General features: G+C 67.4%; 18 protein-coding genes. All 18 read right to left on the bottom strand.

The annotated features are described in order from the left end of the window. Positions 1-3 precede the first annotated feature (3 nt). The 18 genes from J5Y10_RS05180 to J5Y10_RS05265 all read right to left on the bottom strand — a co-directional run bounded on the left by J5Y10_RS05180 (position 4) and on the right by J5Y10_RS05265 (position 13,063). The gene (locus tag J5Y10_RS05180) at positions 4-1,482 is read right to left on the bottom strand and encodes a phage tail sheath subtilisin-like domain-containing protein (protein WP_209371510.1); all 1,479 of its coding nucleotides are present in this window, start codon (positions 1,480-1,482) and stop codon (positions 4-6) included. Next, entirely contained in the window at positions 1,482-1,655 is a 174-nt protein-coding gene (locus J5Y10_RS05185; protein WP_209371513.1) for a DUF2635 domain-containing protein, read from the bottom strand. The genes J5Y10_RS05180 and J5Y10_RS05185 overlap by 1 nt, the downstream gene beginning before the upstream one ends. A gap of 9 nt (positions 1,656-1,664) precedes the next feature. After that, positions 1,665-2,204 carry a hypothetical protein gene (locus J5Y10_RS05190; protein WP_209371516.1) on the bottom strand — a complete coding sequence of 180 codons (540 nt, stop codon included), beginning with the start codon at positions 2,202-2,204 and terminating at the stop codon, positions 1,665-1,667. Continuing rightward, a complete protein-coding gene (locus J5Y10_RS05195; protein WP_209371519.1) occupies positions 2,201-2,539 on the bottom strand; it encodes a head-tail joining protein in 339 nt (112 codons plus the stop codon). Before J5Y10_RS05195 ends, J5Y10_RS05190 begins: the two co-directional genes overlap by 4 nt. A 3-nt stretch (positions 2,540-2,542) precedes the next feature. Beyond that, positions 2,543-2,917: a hypothetical protein gene (locus J5Y10_RS05200; protein WP_209371520.1), complete on the bottom strand. Its 375-nt coding sequence runs from the start codon at positions 2,915-2,917 to the stop codon at positions 2,543-2,545. A gap of 1 nt (position 2,918) precedes the next feature. Further along, positions 2,919-3,947 carry a major capsid protein gene (locus tag J5Y10_RS05205; RefSeq protein ID WP_209371521.1) on the bottom strand — a complete coding sequence of 343 codons (1,029 nt, stop codon included), beginning with the start codon at positions 3,945-3,947 and terminating at the stop codon, positions 2,919-2,921. 26 nt (positions 3,948-3,973) lie between these two features. Next, a complete protein-coding gene (locus J5Y10_RS05210; RefSeq protein ID WP_209371523.1) occupies positions 3,974-4,354 on the bottom strand; it encodes a head decoration protein in 381 nt (126 codons plus the stop codon). An 11-nt stretch (positions 4,355-4,365) separates the two neighbouring features. Beyond that, entirely contained in the window at positions 4,366-4,956 is a 591-nt protein-coding gene (locus J5Y10_RS05215) for a hypothetical protein (protein WP_209371525.1), read from the bottom strand. Positions 4,957-5,000: 44 nt separating this feature from the next. After that, positions 5,001-5,897 carry a S49 family peptidase gene (locus J5Y10_RS05220; RefSeq protein WP_209371526.1) on the bottom strand — a complete coding sequence of 299 codons (897 nt, stop codon included), beginning with the start codon at positions 5,895-5,897 and terminating at the stop codon, positions 5,001-5,003. Further along, positions 5,894-7,591, bottom strand: a complete 1,698-nt coding sequence (locus tag J5Y10_RS05225) for a phage portal protein (protein WP_342452845.1) — start codon at positions 7,589-7,591, stop codon at positions 5,894-5,896. Before J5Y10_RS05225 ends, J5Y10_RS05220 begins: the two co-directional genes overlap by 4 nt. After that, positions 7,588-7,857 (bottom strand): hypothetical protein, encoded by a 270-nt coding sequence (locus tag J5Y10_RS05230; RefSeq protein WP_209371528.1) that lies wholly within the window; start codon positions 7,855-7,857, stop codon positions 7,588-7,590. Before J5Y10_RS05230 ends, J5Y10_RS05225 begins: the two co-directional genes overlap by 4 nt. Before the next feature lie 12 nt (positions 7,858-7,869). Then, the gene (locus J5Y10_RS05235) at positions 7,870-9,879 is read right to left on the bottom strand and encodes a phage terminase large subunit family protein (RefSeq protein WP_342452846.1); all 2,010 of its coding nucleotides are present in this window, start codon (positions 9,877-9,879) and stop codon (positions 7,870-7,872) included. Beyond that, the gene (locus J5Y10_RS05240) at positions 9,854-10,402 is read right to left on the bottom strand and encodes a hypothetical protein (RefSeq protein ID WP_209371531.1); all 549 of its coding nucleotides are present in this window, start codon (positions 10,400-10,402) and stop codon (positions 9,854-9,856) included. The genes J5Y10_RS05235 and J5Y10_RS05240 overlap by 26 nt, the downstream gene beginning before the upstream one ends. Positions 10,403-10,570: 168 nt before the next feature. Then, positions 10,571-11,188, bottom strand: coding sequence for a hypothetical protein (locus J5Y10_RS05245; protein WP_209371532.1), 618 nt, complete (start codon positions 11,186-11,188; stop codon positions 10,571-10,573). After that, a complete protein-coding gene (locus J5Y10_RS05250) occupies positions 11,185-11,496 on the bottom strand; it encodes a P-loop nucleotide/nucleoside kinase family protein (protein ID WP_209371535.1) in 312 nt (103 codons plus the stop codon). Before J5Y10_RS05250 ends, J5Y10_RS05245 begins: the two co-directional genes overlap by 4 nt. A 94-nt stretch (positions 11,497-11,590) precedes the next feature. Further along, complete coding sequence (locus tag J5Y10_RS05255) at positions 11,591-12,220, bottom strand: hypothetical protein (RefSeq protein ID WP_209371537.1); 630 nt, start codon at positions 12,218-12,220, stop codon at positions 11,591-11,593. Positions 12,221-12,338: 118 nt separating this feature from the next. Further along, a complete protein-coding gene (locus tag J5Y10_RS05260; RefSeq protein WP_209371540.1) occupies positions 12,339-12,617 on the bottom strand; it encodes a hypothetical protein in 279 nt (92 codons plus the stop codon). Beyond that, complete coding sequence (locus J5Y10_RS05265) at positions 12,614-13,063, bottom strand: hypothetical protein (RefSeq protein WP_209371542.1); 450 nt, start codon at positions 13,061-13,063, stop codon at positions 12,614-12,616. The genes J5Y10_RS05260 and J5Y10_RS05265 overlap by 4 nt, the downstream gene beginning before the upstream one ends. Positions 13,064-13,262 lie beyond the last annotated feature (199 nt).

Below are 13,262 nucleotides of genomic sequence, written 5' to 3' on the forward strand. Positions count from 1 at the left end.
GGCTTACGCCTCCCCGGAGTTGCGGAACTGGACCAGCATCGCAAGCTGGCGCAGCTGGTCGATCGGGACGATGGGCACCAGCCCGTCCACCCGGCAGCGGTTCGACGCGTTGCGCTCGACCACCAGATTGCGCCGGAAGGTCTCGTACTCCTGCACCAGCCCGGCCCGCTCCATGGCGCGGTACTCGCCGAGGATGTGGTCCTTGATGATGGAGGGGGTGACGATGTTGGAGCCCGGCGCGAAGGCCGTGCCGTCCGACGCCAGCTTGAAGCGGCCGAACTTGGAGGTGGTGCTCGCCTTCAGCCGGCGGATAGCCGCGGCCAGGGTGTAGAGGCGTTCGACGTATAGGTAGCTGTCGTCGGGCTGGCCCAGGACGTTCGTCCGGTAGTTCGTGACGATCGTCTCCAGCACCACCGTGCCGTCGTCCTGCACCGTTGAAGTCGACATCCCCGCGAAGAGCAGGCCGTTCCGCTCGCCGATGTTCCAGCGGCTCTCCACAGGAGGGGGCTCCACGTCGAGCGCCAAGCCCTGCAAGGGCAAACCAGGGTCAGCCCGCAAGCTCACTGCGGCAGCACCCCCGAAATTGGCGGCCCAAAGCCATGCCGGCCGGGGGCTGCCATTGAAGGGGAGCGTCACGACGTGGCTGTCGTTGCGGGAAAGCCCCTGAGTGTTCACTGCCGAGAGAGTACCGCGGAAGGCAGTGAAGGCACCGCCATAGAGCATCCGGTCCCAGGACCAACGGGAGGCCAGAAAGGTCTTTAAGGCGTCGAGGCTGGTGCTGTCCGTGTACGGGCAGATGATAAAATCGAACGGCATATCGCCCAGGATGGCCAGCGCGGTGTCCAGCACCGGCGCCGTTGTGCCGCCGCTCATCGGCGAAATTGTCACCGCCAGCCCGGGCGGGGTTGCCTCGCCGCCGGCGGAGCCCCGGTAATTCAGCCGCAGGTCGATGTCGTTGCCGATCGTACCCTTGTGCTTGGCGGTCAGGGTGACGGCGTTCGTGGTCGCGGCGGCCGTGACCGGCTGGTCGGTGTCGGCATTGATGGAGGCAGCGATCGCTGCGGCAATCTGGGCTGTGGTCTGTGAGGGGGCCACATACACCTGGACCCGGTCGCCAGCCACGTAGAGGTTCAAGGTGCCGGCGGCGGTCGCCGCCGAGGTCACAGTGATCGTGCCCGTCGCCACAACACCTGCGGGATTGTCTGCAAGCGGCAAAACCCAGGTCTCGCCGAAGCTATCGCGCTTGCGATACCACTCGGCCATGAGCGCAAGCATGGTGCCGGGCCCAGACCGCACCTTGACGGAGGGAACACCTTCCATCAGCACCGGAATGCCCGCCGGGTAGGTGCCCGACGCGCCCTGCTGCCCGATGATAAGGGTGCGCAGCACCTGCGCAGTGCCACTGTTCGCCCGGCTGTTGTCCAGCTCGGCGAAAAAGAGCGGAACGCGGAGGTTCTGCGGGATTTCGCGGAAGCCGACCATCAGCGGGTGCCCTCCGCCGGCTTGGCCGGCTTCTCCTCGACCTCGCGCACATCACCCTCGGCGATGCGGCGCAGCCAGTATTCGTTGCGGGGAACGTCCCGCCCCTCGGAGGGCAAGGCATCGTTGAGTTCGGGGTCGCGAACCGCGAGCCCCTTGGCAGGCTTCACCAGCATGGCGGGCTCCTACGGAACGGAGGGGGTGAGCAGGAGGGCGAGGGAAAATTCCTCGCAGAGTTCAGGGGGCGGCAGGGCGTACTGCTCCTGCCAGGCCATCTCGAAGGCGATCACGCCCTCGCCAATGGCCGTCTCGCCATCAGTCTTGATGCCCAGCGTGGTCCGGGCGGCGCCGATGGAAACGTCGAGACCGCCACCGCGGCGCGAGAGGCGGAGGGCGGGGGCAGTCATCACCGAGAGGCAGACGGCGCCTGCGAGCGCTTCCAGGTCGGCCTCAGTCCCGGGCGTGTCGATCGACTTCTCCTGCACGCGCAGGCCAACAGCCATGGTGCAGGTCACGTCGTAGGACGCCTCACCCCGCGACATATTCGTCAGGGTCTTCGTCTCGTCGTACCCATAGACCAGCAGTGCTGGGAAATGCTCTCGCTGTAGCGGCCACGTGCGCGCCCGAAAGACCCGCCCCCTCACCATCGGCACGCCGGCGTCGAGGGTGGCGGCCACAACGTCACGCACCAGAGCGCGGCGGGTGGGCGGGACGGTCTCGCTCAACCGACGAGCCCCAGCGGCAGGTAGATCCACCCAAAAACGTCGGGCTGCACGTCCGTGATGTGGAAGGTGAGCCCCTGCACCTCGATGCGGCCGCCCTGCTTCAGCTCCAAGTCTATCGGCAGGTCGGCCTGACACATGCTGAGCATTGAGCGCTTCACCGAGGTCGGCGCCCCGTCCTCCGCGATGACCTCAATCTGGTAGCGATCCAGGATGCCGCGCAGGCCCTCGAAGATGACGCCGGTCCCAGGGGCGACATAGGTGACGGGCACCGCCTTCTCGTCGCTGAACCCCGTCATGACGGCGGAGTTCAGGGCGTTCCAGTCGATGCCCGCCATGGGTCAGGCCTGCGAGACGGTGACGCCACCCGTAAGCGGGTCCGGGGCGCGGGGAAGGCCCTTGCCTGCGTACTTCTGCAGATCGAAGAGGGAGACCTCGAACTCGGACCCGGACAGGATCGTACGGCCGGTCGGATTCTCGTCATCCACCAGGGTGAACGACGTCACTGCGACCAGCGTGGTTTTTCCCATGCGGTTGCGGGTCTCGTCCTCGACCGCGCGCTGACGGGCGAGTGCATCCATATCCCGCTGCCGTGCCGTCTCCGCTTCTCCGCGGATGGCGGCGGCGAGCTGCGCGACGAGGTCGCCGGCAGGAGCCACCGGAGCCACGGCCGCAGCCGGCGCCACGGGGGCATTGGGCTTCTGAGGATCGGCCATGTCAGATCACCATCGCTGCGAAGGACGCGTTGACGCGGCTGGGGATCACCAGCGGCGCGGACTGGGTCATGAGCCACCGCGCGCCCGGGTCATGGGTCACCCAGGACTTCGGCGCATACGGGATCGAGGGGTAGCCGATCTCGGTGTCGATGATCGTGGCGAAGGCGCGCACGCCGTCGATGTTGCGGCTGCCCATGAGGACCGTGCCGTCCGGCAGGGTCGGCTTCTGCTGATTATCCACCGGGTCGACATAGAAATCGTAGTACAGCCACAGCCGGAACTGGCCCCACTGGCCGAGCAGCTGACCGCCCGTCTGCGCCACGACGCCCGCAGCCTGCAGGCCGGGAATGCCATTCGCCAGCGAGGCGACGATCTGGGCGAAGCGGGGATCGGCGCGGAAGTAGGCCCAGGCCGACGGGGTGAAGACCACGTCCGTCACCGGGTAGCCCGACTTCTGCAGAACGAGGCCGCCCCAGGTCTCGATCATGCTCACTGGCGACACACCGCTCTGGCCCCAGCGATTGGCGCCGCTCAGAGTGACGTTCAGGGCGGCATCGCGGCCGAAGTTGATGCTGGTCTGGGGCACGCCCTCACCGACCACCGTCAGCGCGCCATCGGCCATCGCGCGACCGGCCATCCATTCCAGGCGGCGGTTGATCATGCGGATCTGCTCTTCGAGCTCAAACCGCAGGTTGATCGCCTCCCGCTCCATCGGAGTCATGTCGCCGCCGACACGCTCACCGAGGGAACGGCGGAGCGGACGGGTCGGATCGATACGGACCTTGGGCTTCAGGTAGGGCGGCTTGAACGTCGGCGTGCGGATGCCGAGCTGCTCGACCAGCTTGCCTTCCTGGAGAGGATTGACGAACGGCGCGAGGCGCCGCTGGCCGTCGAGCACGTCGATCGCGACGTATTCGGTGTCCGACTGGACGGTGTTCGGGAAGAACGTGTCCAGTAGGAACTGGGAGGGCTCGAAGACATTCTCCACCACCCTGATCAGGGCGACGGTGTCGTACATGCTGATGGCCATTGCGGCGTTCTCCTATGCGCCTGCGTTCAGGACGCGTGAACAGAAGGCTTGAGGAAGATGCCGCCGTCCCGAAGGGCGTCGTGCACCGTGAGGACGGTGTGGCCGGCGCCGAAGATCACGGCGTTGTCGTTGAACTCGCCCTTCACCATGACGCCGCAGCCGCCGAGATCGCCGGCAGTCGCGTCGTAGTCGTCGAGCAGGATGCCGTAGGGGACTTGGCTCCCGTCGGACGCGGCCGCGGCCGAGATCGTCGCCTTGCCGGACGCGGTGATGCGCCCAACGATGGTGCCGCGCTTCAGGTTCTGGCCGCTGAGCAGCACCATGTTCTCGGTGACAATCTGCGTCAGCCCGGCAATGAGCCGGTCGGGGGCGTAGCTCTCGCTGAAAGAGCGGGGATACTGGGGCATGGGGGCTCTCCTTACTTGCCGGCCGGCTTGCGGCCGGCGCTGAGGACGAAGGCCGCCATGCCTTCGGCGGTGTTGAGGTCCGGGCCCTTGGCGGAGGCGTCGCCGAGCGCGACGCTCGCGCGGGGGGCCATGCGGGTATCGAGAGAGGCGCGACGGGGCTGGGCCGCGGCAGTGCCGACGGCGCCGGCCTTGAGTAGCGCAACGGCCTGCTTGACGGGGACGTCACTCTCGAAGGCGAGGCTGGCCGCGAGGACGGGGTTGTTTCCGGCCTCAGTTGCCTTGAAGATGGCGGAGCAACGCGCACGCTCGGCCTTCGCGCCGACCATGCGGCCCTTCCGGTAGGCTTTGCGGGCCTCCGGTTCCTTCGGCTCGTTACTCTCCGGCTCATCGTCGGCAGAGTCACCTTCGACGTCGTCGATCTTCTCTTCGAGGTCTTCGACGGCGTCTTCGAGGTCTTCGACCTTCTCCTCGACGTCCTCAACGTCATCCTTGACGTCCTTCACCTCATCAGTGGTGGCGGGCGTCTCCTCTGCCTTGGCCTTGCGGAAACCGGCCAGGTGCGCGAACGCGCTCACCCGGCCCGCAAGTGAGCGGTTGGACATGGTCTATTCCTTTGTGGGAAGCGGTCGCGGGATGCGCCGCCGGACTACTGAGGCGCGGCGGCGTCCAGATCAGCCATCAGCGCCATAAGCGCCTCGTCGGGAGCCATGACGGCATCGGCGAGGCCAGCCTGTACGCCGGCGGCGCCCAGGTAGTAGTCAGCCTGCTGGGCGCGGACGGCCTCAACAGACATGTTGCGGTTCCGCGCCACGGTAGCGACGAAGAGCTCGCCCATTACGTCCACGTCGCGTTGAATGCGCTCCAGAAGGTCGGGCTTGACCCCGCCGTGCATGGCGCGAGTCTCTTCCATCTTCCGTGAGCCGTAGTGCACGAAGTGAACAGCCAAGCCGGACCGCTCGATCGCTTTCGAGTAGTCCACCAACATTGTCACGACACCGACGCTGCCCGTACCTCCCGTGCGGGGCACAGTGACCCGGTCGCAAGCGCTCGCCAGGGCGTAGGCCGCGGAGTAAGCGCATTCCGAGCAAATCGCCCAAATCGGCTTCAAGCCGCGGCTGGCATAGATTAGATCGGCCAGATCAAAGCAGCCCGCCACTTCCCCGCCGCCACTGTTCAGATCCAGCACAATTGCCTCGGCGAGCGGATCCTCCATCGCGGTGAGAAAGTTCGCTCGCAGGCCATCGTAGCCAGTCATCCCCGAATAGGGGCGGAGCGTGCCGGTCTTTTGGACCAGCATGCCCTCCACCTGGATCAGGGCGACACCACCGACGAGGTCGTACCCAGCCCGGCAGGGGCGGGCTTCGTCATCAAATCCGAGGTCCTCATCCTCATCGAAGGCTAAGGAGGCGCCATCGGCTCGGGCGACCCGAGCAATTCCCAGCCTCTCCGCAAGGGCCGTCAGCGCCACCTCGGCTTTTTGAGGGTGAAGGGCGAGCGGCGTGTTGAAAATACGCTGAGCCAGCCGGGGGAATAGGTCGCTCATGCCGCCGCAGTCCTATCTAGGCCCCGTGCCGCGATGCGCGCTTCCGTCGGAGATAGGGCTTGCTCAACTGACGGTTCAGAGCCTCGCTGCGGCTGCTGCCCGCCCGTTACCTCGATGGTCAGGTCCAACCCCAAGGCACGCGCTGTCTTCTCCTCCAGCGCACGCTGCTCCAGGACCTCTTCCCAATCCTCTCCGCCGGACTCCATAATTTCCTGCTGAAGCGTCGACAGCCCGGCGGAGATTTTGGCCCTCGCTCCCTCGACTTCTGCCACGGGGTCTACCCAGCCGCGGCCAGGGCCCATCCAGCGGCAACGGGCATACTCGAAGCGCGCTTCGGCGAACTCCGGGGCGCCGGCGGGCATCGGCACGTCGCCGCGGTCGATCATCTCTTCCAGCAGGGCGACATAGACCGGGGTGCAGAAGCTGGCCCCGAAGTCCATCCGCCGGCGATCGACCGTCTTGCCCTCGACGATGGTGGCCTGCCGTGCCGAGCTGTAGCTCGACCCGCGATAGTCGCCTGACACGTTGACGTAGGCCATGCCTAGCTGGGCGGCGAGGTGCCGCAACATGGCGCTCTCGAACATGTCGAAGGCCGCGGCCGGGCGGTTGGCCGAGATTGTGGCGATGTCCTCACCGGGGAAGAGGGTTGGCATCCGCACGTCGCCGGCCATCAGGCGCCGGTCCGCGTGGAAGTCCGCCCGCTGGGCTTGGTAGTTCGAGAGCATGCCCTCGTCGCTGTCGTCCATCGCCGCCTGGACCTGCGTCGCGTCGAAGGGGCTCTTCACGTATGCGCCGAAGATGGCGTTCACCATCGCGGCCTGAAGCTCGACCCGGTCGTACTGCGCCAGCATCCGCATCCGGGCTAGGACCGGCGTCAAAATGCCACCCACCGGGCGGTGCTGCCCTGCGCGCTCGCTGTCGAAGTGGTGCACGACCACCGGCCGCCCCCACTCCTCCTCCCGCGGCAGGCGCTCCCACTGGACAGACTGCCCGGCCGCGAACCAATCGTTCAGGTGCGCCCGGCGAATATGGTAAGCGATGGGCACTCCGTCCTGGTCGAGCTCGATGCCGCCCCGCATATCGAGGGTGTCCATCCGCTGCGACGGATTGCTTAGCCGGTCGGGATCAAGAAGCTGCAGCGTGGTCGCGTAGCGCGCACGGCCGTAGCCCATCCGGTCCGGGCGCCAAGCCAGTACGGCTAGCGCTTCCCCCTCAACGAGGTAGTGCCGGAAGGCCAAGCGGGCCATCTGCCCGAAGGTAAGCCGGCGCGACGTATCGCAGTACCGCCCGGGATCATTGGCCCACACCCGCCATCCGGCCTCGGCCGCATCGCGGAACTCCTTTGCCCAGACGGCATCGAAAGTGCGCCCAAACTGACGCTGGAGATGCCGGTAATCCGGCATGGCGGATAGCCGAAAGTCGGAGCCGATCGTCGCGTCCGTGATCCGCATGATCGCGCCGGACGCCCAGCCATCGTTCCGGACAAGGTCTCGGATGCGAGCAACCGACTGGTCACGGTACGGGGTGGTCTCAGTGTCTGGGGAGCCGAGCCAGGGATTCCAGCCCGACATCTCCGCCGACATCGTATCGGCTGCGTCGTATGGCGTGCGGCTGCCGTTAATCAGGGCGGACGCCCGGGGGCGGCGCAGCGGCAAGGCCTTGCCGTCCGGGCCGAGAAGCGTGGCGCCGCTCACCCGAAGCGGATCCCGATGGCGCGGCGGGCAGGACGGCGAGCGACAGCGAGGCCGCGCAGCGCCATCTCCGCAGCGATCGCCGCCCCCCAAGCCAATAGGTCGTTCTTCGTCGCCTGCGTGAAGCTGACACTGCGGCTACCGGCGCCCTGGCTCACCGAAAGGCTGGCCTCCATGCGGCCGGTCGCGAGCTTGCCGATTGCCTCGGCGTAGCTGGCCGCTGCGGCACGCAGCTGGTCGTCCGTCAGGAGGTGCAGCTGATAGTCCATGCGGCCCTCCTTTCAGGCGAGGCGGCTGACGGCGCGGCGCGGCGCTCCGGCGACGGTGACGCGGGGGCCGGCGACAGCCGCTGGTGGCAGTGTGACGGGCCCGGCAGCGGGCGCTGCTTCTGGCAAGTCCATGAGAGGCCGCGGCGGCGCCACCTCAGTCCCGGAATAGCCAGACGAAACCCGCCCGACCTCCTGGTTCAGCTTCAGGCCGAAATGCTGCAGCCCGGCCAGCGCGGCGTAGGCGTAAACCCGGCAGTCGAGCGCCTCATTCCGACGGCCCGGTAGTGGTTCCCAGACCCGGTAGCGGGCGCCGCCCGCGTCTTTCAGGACCGATCGCTCTGCGAGCAACTGGCTGAAGTAGGCCGCGTCCCGGTCCTCCGGGAAGTGCATGAAGCCTGGGCCGTGCTCGTCTAGGTTAAGTCGGTGCCGGACGACGTCCTTCGCCGTATTAACCCCGATGATAACGGGCTTGAAGGATGCCTTCATGCGCGCCAGCGGCTTCTTCGTCGGCCAGACGGGGGATCGCTGCCCGGGCCGGGCGCTCTCTCCCTTGATGGCCCAAATCTTCCGGCCCAGCCTCGCCTTGGCGAATTCGTAGACCCTCTGCGTGTGGTGCCCGCCGCTGTCGCAGCAGCCCGCTGCCAGGCTGAAGAGCCGGCCATCCGCCCGCATCCACCGGCGCCGCAGGTACGGGTCGACCAGGTCGTTCCAGAAAGCGGGGGTGTCGAGGTCGCCCTCGATCGCCTCGTAGGCGACGGACCAGCTTTCCTCGTCCCGACCCCAGGCCACAACCTCGATCTCGACCCGGTCGTCCTGGGTGTCCAAGCCAAAGGTCAGCACCGCGGCGCCGTCCGGAACCTCAGCGGGATAGACCTCGCGGCGCGCCATGAGGCGGGCCTCGGCCAGCACCTTGTCCGCCCGCTCCTCGTAGGGCTCGCCCAGCACCAGGTTGTAGAAGGTCTGCCGCTCCAACGGCTTGTCCATGACCCGGAGCCACTCGCGGACGAGCTCGGCCCAGGCCGCATTCGTGTTCAGGCTATAGCCGGCCCAAATGTGGAACCCGGCGTGCCCACCCTTCGGGTTCGTCGCCCGCCACTCGCCGCCGGCGACCATGTCGGCCTTGTCGGCCTCGTCGATGATGCAGCCGTTCATCCGGCACACGTAGTGCGCCGTCTCCGGCCGCCCGTTGCCGTCCTCGTCCCGGGCCCACTTGATCCCGTAGGGCGTGTCGCGGCCGCCCCACTCCAGGAACTGCCGCTCGCCGCAATGCGGGCAGGCCACAAAGAATCGCCGCTGGTCGCTCTCGTTCCAGGCGTCCTCAATGCGGGACTGCCCCTTCACGGTCGGGGTCGAGCCCAGCACGATCTTCCGGTTCCAGAAGGTCTCGCTGCGCTTCTTGCCCAGAGCAATCTGGTCGCCTTCACTGCCGGCGCCCGCCTTGGGATAGCCGTCCACCTCATCGAAGAGGATCACTCGCGCCGTGATGCGCCGGAACCCGCCCGGGCTGTTCGCCCCGACAAAGGAGACCGACGAGCCATTCCGGAAGACCCGCTTCAGCAGCTTTTGCTTGCTGTCCTTAGCCTTCAGATCGCCGGCGATCTCGGCCAGCACCTCCGTGTCTCGGAGCATCGGCTCGATCTCGGTCGAGCTGTAGTCCTCGGCATCCTCGACGCGCGGCTGAACCACCAGGATCGGAGAAGGGTCCTGGTGGATGAAGTACCCGACGACGTGGTCCAGCACCTTCGTGTAGCCCACTCGGGCCGACTTCATCACGGTGACCTGCGTCACGGAGGGGTCCGTGATCGCGTCCATGATACCGTCCTGGTACGCATAGGCCCGGAACCGGCCCGTCTGGGCGCTGGTCTCTCGGGAAAGGACCGCGTAGCGGGACGCCCATTGGCTCAGGGTGAGCCGCGGAGGCGGTGCCAGGTTGGCCCGGCGGGCCTCCAGCAGCCGCGTGCGTAGTTCCTGCGCCCCCTTGGCGTAGCGCCGCGCCTCAGTGGGCTCCAAGGGCAACGTCACGGGTCAGGGCCTCCAGGGCCTCGGTTACGACCTCAGTCAGGACCGCCTGGACTTCGGCAATCGTCTTGCACCGGTGGATCCGGGGCGCGTGCTCGGCAGGGATCGACAGGAGCTTCGACCGCACGGCCGCGTACTCCTTACCTACCGCCTCGGCCGTGTCGGCGATCAGGGCCACCGCCTTGACCTCACGCTCGTATTCCACCTGCCGCAGCCGGGCGATGAAGCTGTCCCGGTGCCGTTCGGCGTCGGCGCGGGTCTCAAAGACTCCCTCAGCCTCGACCAGCTTCAGCGCATCTCGCGCATCGGCCGCTGCGGATCCGTCCACGCTCTCCCGTGCAACCGGCGCCCGGGTTGCGGGTGCATCCCGGTTCTGGCGGTCATTCAGCCACAGATCGAACGACGCGACGCGGACTTCGCCGGTCGCGGTCAGCGCGATGCGGCCAGCGCGAATGTGCTTCTCCAGCGCGGGCCGGCTTATGCCAGCGCGGCGCGCCGCTTCAGACCGCGAAAGCGTGTCCTGCACCCTGCAACCTCATTTCTGGCCTTCAGCTAGAGAGGGCGCGGGGTCGGGAATGCCCCGCATCCGGGGGGAGGGGGGCTGAAGGGACCCGCATGGGGGGGGTGCCCCCCCTCCGAGCCATGCGTCTAATGCAGGTGTGGCGCCATGGCCACACCTCGCCAATCCCCTGCCCTACCCCCTCCTCGTCCTCATCGCCTCGGCCAGCCTCTGCCTGAAAGCGGGCACCATGACCGCCTGCGCGGTCCGGACCACCTTGCGCTGAAAGCCGAAGCGAGGCCGATACTTCGCCACCTGCTTGAACGCGACGAGCAGCCTAGGCCGTCCTGCCTTCTCGCCTGAGCCCTTCGGGACAGGACGACGCTGCCAGATGCCACCGACGCCGCCAACGACGCCTGAGAAGGTGTCCTTGCGGTTTGAGACCCGCCGCACCCCGCCCCGCGGGATGTTGCCGTATTGGTCGCGCTGGATGGCCGCAGGCAGCACCAGCGCCCGCTTACGAGGGGTGCGTGTGCCGCCTGTCTCCTGGATGGCCAGATACTCGGCCTGCTTGGTCTTCACAAAGACCCGCGCCGTCAGGTCCGTCTTCCGCGCCGCCTTGATTGTCACCGCGTTGCGCGTGAACGGCGTGGGCTTCTCGAACACCCTGGGCAGGTCACGCGAGACGGCCACCCTGGCAGCTTGCGCGCTGTCCGTGAGCGCCCGGGCCATGGCGTAGGGCGCCTGCTTCCTGGCCACGTCGTCCAGGCCCCGGGTCATGCTGCGCATGTCGATGCGGACGACCGGGTTCATCCGGCCTCGACCTGCACCCACCGGCAATCCGCCCCGGTCTCCCGCGCGAGTTCACGCCACCCAGCCCGGTCGTCGGCCTCCAGATTCCAACCCACCGCGCAGACACTGACGTCGGCCTGGAGCAGTGTCCGGGCCATGGCGAAGGTGGTCAGGGTTACGACCCACTCATCGACTTGGTGCTGCAGCAGGCTCCGCACATGGTCCCGAGCGATCATAGCCTGCCCGCGGTAGGCGACCAGCGCCTCGGCGATCAGGCTCTTCCCCGTTTCGGGGCCGCCGGCGATGACAGTGAGGACCGGCCGGGCCATCCGATCCTCCGGCAAAAGAAAAGCCCGGAAGCCAAAAGGCCCCGGGCGCAAAACGACGAATTACGGAGAAACATGGAATAACCCCCTCGCCGCGTCAAGATCCTTTTCGGCAGTAGTCCGCAGGGATGCGGTAGTGATCCACCAGCACCCGCAGCGCCTCATGCAGCAGTCGCATCCGGTCAGAGGCCCACTCGTCCTCTCCGCAGACCCCGATAACCACGGCTCGCATCCGCACGGGCAGGGCATCCAGGGCCGCCAGGTATTTCCGCTCGGCGTCGTTGCGAGCATCAACCGCCTCGGCCGTGCTCCCTTTTCCGCCCCGCTCCCCGTATTCCGCCGTGACTTTGGGGCGAGTGGTCGCAGCGCGGTACTGCGCCCGGAACATCATCCCCGCTCGCCAGAGCATGTCTACGAGCTGTCCCCGGGCATTGTAGGCATCCAGCACGCACTCCACGGTATAGCGGCGGGCAATCGCCTTGACCGCAGCCTTACTTCCTGGCGCCGGCAACAACTCGATTTCCGTGGTTTCGATCGGGCGATGGCTGCCTGCTCCGACAACCTTACCTTCCGGATCCCTCACCTCTTGCCCGAGGTCTGGGGGGGTGCGGGCCTCCTTCAGCGCCCGCTTCCGAAGCACAGCTGTCTTTTCGGACGGCCAGAGGGATGCGGGCGTCAGCGCCGGCTTACCCCTCTTCATGGCCTGACTGCCCTCAAGTGCCTTCATAGCGCCCTTCCTCATGCCCCAGCCCTCCCCTGTGTGTGTTGAGACCCCCTCCCCAACCCCCGCGCGATCTGCACCAGCCGCGCCCGCTTGGCGGTGAGGAAGGCGGCGTCGTCGGGGGCTAGGACGGATAGGTCACGCCCTCCTTCATCGCCTGTTCAAGGTCTTCGGAAATCGAAGTCAGATGGACGAGATACCGGCCCTGCCCCTTGCGCCGGGCGGCCCGCCAAGCGTTGGCCCGCGACCGCCAGACGCCGTTGATGCCGCGCACGCCGTAGCGCTCACGCCCTAGGCGCCGGATGTTCGGGCCGTTGCCCTCTCCCCGATCCCAGGTTGTCAGGCTCTGTCCGCGCCATGCGACCGTGAAAAGCCGCCAGGCGGTTGGGTCTTCCACCGTCACAGCGACCCCTCCCGTTCCCCTTCCCGCCCCACCTCAGCCTTCAGGGCCATTCCGTCAGGGCTGAGCCGCCAATACGCCGACCCTTCCATATCGTTCTCGGCCAACCCCATCCCCCGCATCTCCTCCAGCATCTCCACCTGCTCCGTGAGGGAGCGCGTCCAGCTGCCGTCGCCGGGGAGCCAGGACAGGGCGCGGCGTTGGGGTTGGGTGAGGGCGGCGAGGCGGATCATGGAGCGACCCTCGCGCGGAGAGCCGCGCCGGCCGGGGGTGAGGCGGGCATGAAGGCCTCGCCATCCCTCGCCAGCGTCGTAACCACTCTCAGCCAGCTTCATGGTGCGGAGGCGCCGCACCGCCATCCGCATGCCTCGGGGGAAATCGCCTCGCCATTCAGTCGTCAGCCACAGCAAGGCGCGCTTCTGAGCGGGCGTGAGGTCAACGACGGTCATGCGCCCTCCATCTCGGCTTTGAGGGCTAGGCCGGCGGAAGTGAGGCGCCAGACCCAATCCCCGCTTCCAAGACGCGCCTGAGCCAAGCCAAGCATTCGGAGCCGGCGCAGAACGCCACGGTTGGGCCGAGGTGCCATGTCGGCGTCCAAGATGGACCCACGCCACCCCCCATCCCCCGGCAGCCACTCCAGCGCCCGCA

It is taken from the genome of Roseomonas indoligenes (genome assembly GCF_017813365.1).
Lineage (GTDB): Bacteria > Pseudomonadota > Alphaproteobacteria > Acetobacterales > Acetobacteraceae > Roseomonas > Roseomonas indoligenes.

Bases quoted from the DNA above. Each gene is read 5' to 3' on its own strand.
- J5Y10_RS05210 (WP_209371523.1), bottom strand. From the start codon at position 4,354: ATGCCCCAGTATCCCCGCTCTTTCAGCGAGAGCTACGCCCCCGACCGG.
- J5Y10_RS05180 (WP_209371510.1), bottom strand. From the start codon at position 1,482: ATGGTCGGCTTCCGCGAAATCCCGCAGAACCTCCGCGTTCCGCTCTTT.
- J5Y10_RS05220 (WP_209371526.1), bottom strand. From the start codon at position 5,897: ATGAGCGACCTATTCCCCCGGCTGGCTCAGCGTATTTTCAACACGCCG.
- J5Y10_RS05250 (WP_209371535.1), bottom strand. From the start codon at position 11,496: ATGGCCCGGCCGGTCCTCACTGTCATCGCCGGCGGCCCCGAAACGGGG.
- J5Y10_RS05215 (WP_209371525.1), bottom strand. From the start codon at position 4,956: ATGTCCAACCGCTCACTTGCGGGCCGGGTGAGCGCGTTCGCGCACCTG.
- J5Y10_RS05200 (WP_209371520.1), bottom strand. From the start codon at position 2,917: ATGGCCGATCCTCAGAAGCCCAATGCCCCCGTGGCGCCGGCTGCGGCC.
- J5Y10_RS05255 (WP_209371537.1), bottom strand. From the start codon at position 12,220: ATGAAGGCACTTGAGGGCAGTCAGGCCATGAAGAGGGGTAAGCCGGCG.
- J5Y10_RS05265 (WP_209371542.1), bottom strand. From the start codon at position 13,063: ATGACCGTCGTTGACCTCACGCCCGCTCAGAAGCGCGCCTTGCTGTGG.
- J5Y10_RS05195 (WP_209371519.1), bottom strand. From the start codon at position 2,539: ATGGCGGGCATCGACTGGAACGCCCTGAACTCCGCCGTCATGACGGGG.
- J5Y10_RS05205 (WP_209371521.1), bottom strand. From the start codon at position 3,947: ATGGCCATCAGCATGTACGACACCGTCGCCCTGATCAGGGTGGTGGAG.
- J5Y10_RS05245 (WP_209371532.1), bottom strand. From the start codon at position 11,188: ATGAACCCGGTCGTCCGCATCGACATGCGCAGCATGACCCGGGGCCTG.
- J5Y10_RS05185 (WP_209371513.1), bottom strand. From the start codon at position 1,655: ATGCTGGTGAAGCCTGCCAAGGGGCTCGCGGTTCGCGACCCCGAACTC.
- J5Y10_RS05230 (WP_209371528.1), bottom strand. From the start codon at position 7,857: ATGGACTATCAGCTGCACCTCCTGACGGACGACCAGCTGCGTGCCGCA.